A 5,544-nucleotide genomic window follows, 5' to 3' on the forward strand; every position below is an offset into this window, starting at 1 on the left:
CTGAGTTCGGGATGGGATCAGGTGGTTCCAATGCTCTATGGTCGTCAAGAAATTCGGGTACTGAGTCGTGGCCAGCTGGCCTCGCTTCAGCAAATTGGGTATGTGACAGCTTTCGGTGTTTTGTGAGCGTCGAACTTTCGGTTCATTTCGTCTTCACACACCGCAATCTGATGCTCGTTAGAGTAGTCAAATTGCTTGGGTGTTATATGGTCAAGCCTCACGGGCAATTAGTATTGGTTAGCTCAACGCCTCACAGCGCTTACACACCCAACCTATCAACGTCGTAGTCTTCGACGGCCCTTCAGGGAACTCAAGGTTCCAGTGAGATCTCATCTTGAGGCTAGTTTCCCGCTTAGATGCTTTCAGCGGTTATCTATTCCGAACATAGCTACCCGGCAATGCCACTGGCGTGACAACCGGAACACCAGAGGTTCGTCCACTCCGGTCCTCTCGTACTAGGAGCAGCCCCTCTCAAATCTCAAACGTCCACGGCAGATAGGGACCGAACTGTCTCACGACGTTCTAAACCCAGCTCGCGTACCACTTTAAATGGCGAACAGCCATACCCTTGGGACCGGCTTCAGCCCCAGGATGTGATGAGCCGACATCGAGGTGCCAAACACCGCCGTCGATATGAACTCTTGGGCGGTATCAGCCTGTTATCCCCGGAGTACCTTTTATCCGTTGAGCGATGGCCCTTCCATACAGAACCACCGGATCACTAAGACCTACTTTCGTACCTGCTCGACGTGTCTGTCTCGCAGTCAAGCGCGCTTTTGCCTTTATACTCTACGACCGATTTCCGACCGGTCTGAGCGCACCTTCGTACTCCTCCGTTACTCTTTAGGAGGAGACCGCCCCAGTCAAACTACCCACCATACACTGTCCTCGATCCGGATAACGGACCTGAGTTAGAACCTCAAAGTTGCCAGGGTGGTATTTCAAGGTTGGCTCCACGCAGACTGGCGTCCACGCTTCAAAGCCTCCCACCTATCCTACACAAGCAAATTCAAAGTCCAGTGCAAAGCTATAGTAAAGGTTCACGGGGTCTTTCCGTCTAGCCGCGGATACACTGCATCTTCACAGCGATTTCAATTTCACTGAGTCTCGGGTGGAGACAGCGCCGCCATCGTTACGCCATTCGTGCAGGTCGGAACTTACCCGACAAGGAATTTCGCTACCTTAGGACCGTTATAGTTACGGCCGCCGTTTACCGGGGCTTCGATCAAGAGCTTCGCGTTAGCTAACCCCATCAATTAACCTTCCGGCACCGGGCAGGCGTCACACCCTATACGTCCACTTTCGTGTTTGCAGAGTGCTGTGTTTTTAATAAACAGTCGCAGCGGCCTGGTATCTTCGACCGGCATGAGCTTACGGAGCAAGTCCTTCACCCTCACCGGCGCACCTTCTCCCGAAGTTACGGTGCCATTTTGCCTAGTTCCTTCACCCGAGTTCTCTCAAGCGCCTTGGTATTCTCTACCCAACCACCTGTGTCGGTTTGGGGTACGGTTCCTGGTTACCTGAAGCTTAGAAGCTTTTCTTGGAAGCATGGCATCAACCACTTCGTTACCTAAAAGGTAACTCGTCATCAGCTCTCGGCCTTAAGATCCCGGATTTACCTAAGATCTCAGCCTACCACCTTAAACTTGGACAACCAACGCCAAGCTGGCCTAGCCTTCTCCGTCCCTCCATCGCAATAACCAGAAGTACAGGAATATTAACCTGTTTTCCATCGACTACGCTTTTCAGCCTCGCCTTAGGGACCGACTAACCCTGCGTCGATTAACGTTGCGCAGGAAACCTTGGTCTTTCGGCGTGGGTGTTTTTCACACCCATTGTCGTTACTCATGTCAGCATTCGCACTTCTGATACCTCCAGCAAGCTTCTCAACTCACCTTCACAGGCTTACAGAACGCTCCTCTACCGCATCACTTACGTGATACCCGTAGCTTCGGTGTATGGTTTGAGCCCCGTTACATCTTCCGCGCAGGCCGACTCGACTAGTGAGCTATTACGCTTTCTTTAAAGGGTGGCTGCTTCTAAGCCAACCTCCTAGCTGTCTAAGCCTTCCCACATCGTTTCCCACTTAACCATAACTTTGGGACCTTAGCTGACGGTCTGGGTTGTTTCCCTTTTCACGACGGACGTTAGCACCCGCCGTGTGTCTCCCATGCTCGGCACTTGTAGGTATTCGGAGTTTGCATCGGTTTGGTAAGTCGGGATGACCCCCTAGCCGAAACAGTGCTCTACCCCCTACAGTGATACATGAGGCGCTACCTAAATAGCTTTCGAGGAGAACCAGCTATCTCCGAGCTTGATTAGCCTTTCACTCCGATCCACAGGTCATCCGCTAACTTTTCAACGGTAGTCGGTTCGGTCCTCCAGTTAGTGTTACCCAACCTTCAACCTGCCCATGGATAGATCGCCCGGTTTCGGGTCTATTCCCAGCGACTAGACGCCCTATTAAGACTCGCTTTCGCTACGCCTCCCCTATTCGGTTAAGCTCGCCACTGAAAATAAGTCGCTGACCCATTATACAAAAGGTACGCAGTCACCCAACAAAGTGGGCTCCCACTGCTTGTACGCATACGGTTTCAGGATCTATTTCACTCCCCTCTCCGGGGTTCTTTTCGCCTTTCCCTCACGGTACTAGTTCACTATCGGTCAGTCAGTAGTATTTAGCCTTGGAGGATGGTCCCCCCATATTCAGACAAAGTTTCTCGTGCTCCGTCCTACTCGATTTCATGACTAAGAGATTTTCGCGTACAGGGCTATCACCCACTATGGCCGCACTTTCCAGAGCGTTCCGCTAATCTCAAAGCCACTTAAGGGCTAGTCCCCGTTCGCTCGCCACTACTAAGGGAATCTCGGTTGATTTCTTTTCCTCAGGGTACTTAGATGTTTCAGTTCCCCTGGTTCGCCTCTTAAGCCTATGTATTCAGCTTAAGATAACCATCTTATGATGGCTGGGTTCCCCCATTCAGACATCTCCGGATCAAAGTCTGTTTGCCGACTCCCCGAAGCTTTTCGCAGGCTACCACGTCTTTCATCGCCTCTGACTGCCAAGGCATCCACCGTATGCGCTTCTTCACTTGACCATATAACCCCAAGCAATCTGGTTATACTGTGAAGACAACATTCGCCGAAAATTCGAATTTCTCAATTAAGAGAACTCACAAATTTTACCTTAGCCTGAGCCGTTACCAGTGAAAGTAACGTTCAGTCTATCTTTCTATCACATACCCAAATTTTTAAAGAACGATCTAATCAAAGACTAGAAATCAACATTCATCACCGTCGTGGTGGAATGCTCATTTCTAAGCTTTCAAAACTTTCAGAAGCAGTAGTGGTGGAGCCAAACGGGATCGAACCGTTGACCTCCTGCGTGCAAGGCAGGCGCTCTCCCAGCTGAGCTATGGCCCCGTATTTCTACAGGCGTTTCCCACACAAAATTGGTGGGTCTGGGCAGATTCGAACTGCCGACCTCACCCTTATCAGGGGTGCGCTCTAACCAACTGAGCTACAGACCCAATTTCGGGCTGCTTCTTATCGTCTTCTTCAATGAATCAAGCAATTCGTGTGGGAACTTATGGAGCAGCTGATGTCGTCGATTAAGGAGGTGATCCAGCCGCAGGTTCCCCTACGGCTACCTTGTTACGACTTCACCCCAGTCATGAATCACACCGTGGTAACCGTCCTCCCGAAGGTTAGACTAGCTACTTCTGGTGCAACCCACTCCCATGGTGTGACGGGCGGTGTGTACAAGGCCCGGGAACGTATTCACCGCGACATTCTGATTCGCGATTACTAGCGATTCCGACTTCACGCAGTCGAGTTGCAGACTGCGATCCGGACTACGATCGGTTTTATGGGATTAGCTCCACCTCGCGGCTTGGCAACCCTCTGTACCGACCATTGTAGCACGTGTGTAGCCCAGGCCGTAAGGGCCATGATGACTTGACGTCATCCCCACCTTCCTCCGGTTTGTCACCGGCAGTCTCCTTAGAGTGCCCACCATGACGTGCTGGTAACTAAGGACAAGGGTTGCGCTCGTTACGGGACTTAACCCAACATCTCACGACACGAGCTGACGACAGCCATGCAGCACCTGTCTCAATGTTCCCGAAGGCACCAATCTATCTCTAGAAAGTTCATTGGATGTCAAGGCCTGGTAAGGTTCTTCGCGTTGCTTCGAATTAAACCACATGCTCCACCGCTTGTGCGGGCCCCCGTCAATTCATTTGAGTTTTAACCTTGCGGCCGTACTCCCCAGGCGGTCAACTTAATGCGTTAGCTGCGCCACTAAGAGCTCAAGGCTCCCAACGGCTAGTTGACATCGTTTACGGCGTGGACTACCAGGGTATCTAATCCTGTTTGCTCCCCACGCTTTCGCACCTCAGTGTCAGTATCAGTCCAGGTGGTCGCCTTCGCCACTGGTGTTCCTTCCTATATCTACGCATTTCACCGCTACACAGGAAATTCCACCACCCTCTACCATACTCTAGTCAGTCAGTTTTGAATGCAGTTCCCAGGTTGAGCCCGGGGATTTCACATCCAACTTAACAAACCACCTACGCGCGCTTTACGCCCAGTAATTCCGATTAACGCTTGCACCCTCTGTATTACCGCGGCTGCTGGCACAGAGTTAGCCGGTGCTTATTCTGTCGGTAACGTCAAAACAATCACGTATTAGGTAACTGCCCTTCCTCCCAACTTAAAGTGCTTTACAATCCGAAGACCTTCTTCACACACGCGGCATGGCTGGATCAGGCTTTCGCCCATTGTCCAATATTCCCCACTGCTGCCTCCCGTAGGAGTCTGGACCGTGTCTCAGTTCCAGTGTGACTGATCATCCTCTCAGACCAGTTACGGATCGTCGCCTTGGTGAGCCATTACCTCACCAACTAGCTAATCCGACCTAGGCTCATCTGATAGCGCAAGGCCCGAAGGTCCCCTGCTTTCTCCCGTAGGACGTATGCGGTATTAGCGTCCGTTTCCGAACGTTATCCCCCACTACCAGGCAGATTCCTAGGCATTACTCACCCGTCCGCCGCTCTCAAGAGAAGCAAGCTTCTCTCTACCGCTCGACTTGCATGTGTTAGGCCTGCCGCCAGCGTTCAATCTGAGCCATGATCAAACTCTTCAGTTCAAACATCTTTGGGTTTTTAAGAAACCCTAAACTTGGCTCAGCAATCGTTGGTTACATCTTTGATTTCTCGCGGAGTAACTTGTGATGCTGATAATCTTGTTGACTATCAGTCTGACTCCACAAGCACCCACACGAATTGCTTGATTCAGTTGTTAAAGAGCGGTTGGTTAAGATCTTTCGTCTCAACCGAGGCGCGCATTCTACAGCAGCCTCATTTGCTGTCAAGTGATTATTTTCAGAAGTTTTCGAAGATTTCTTCAACAACTTCAACCACTTGCGCTTCCGATCTCTCGTTAGCGGGAGGCGAATTCTACAGCGTTACACGCTGCTGTCAACACCTCTTTTTCTCCGCTTTCGACCGAGAGGATCGAAACGTTAATAGAGCCAAACAACAC

General features: G+C 51.1%; 2 tRNA genes and 2 rRNA genes. All 4 read right to left on the bottom strand.

Features of this window, described 5'->3' with window-relative positions:
* Nucleotides 1-206: 206 nt before the first annotated feature.
* A 23S ribosomal RNA gene (locus BM403_RS31175) occupies nucleotides 207-3,098 on the bottom strand.
* Nucleotides 3,099-3,347: 249 nt separating this feature from the next.
* Nucleotides 3,348-3,423, bottom strand: a tRNA-Ala gene (locus BM403_RS31180).
* A 30-nt stretch (nucleotides 3,424-3,453) separates the two neighbouring features.
* Nucleotides 3,454-3,530: transfer RNA gene (locus BM403_RS31185), tRNA-Ile, on the bottom strand.
* Between the two features lie 82 nt (nucleotides 3,531-3,612).
* A 16S ribosomal RNA gene (locus BM403_RS31190) occupies nucleotides 3,613-5,149 on the bottom strand.
* Together the 16S and 23S rRNA genes with 2 tRNA genes alongside form the textbook arrangement of a ribosomal RNA operon.
* Nucleotides 5,150-5,544: the final 395 nt, after the last annotated feature.

It is taken from the genome of Pseudomonas sp. OV546 (assembly GCF_900116845.1).
In the GTDB taxonomy this organism is placed as follows: domain Bacteria; phylum Pseudomonadota; class Gammaproteobacteria; order Pseudomonadales; family Pseudomonadaceae; genus Aquipseudomonas; species Aquipseudomonas petroselini.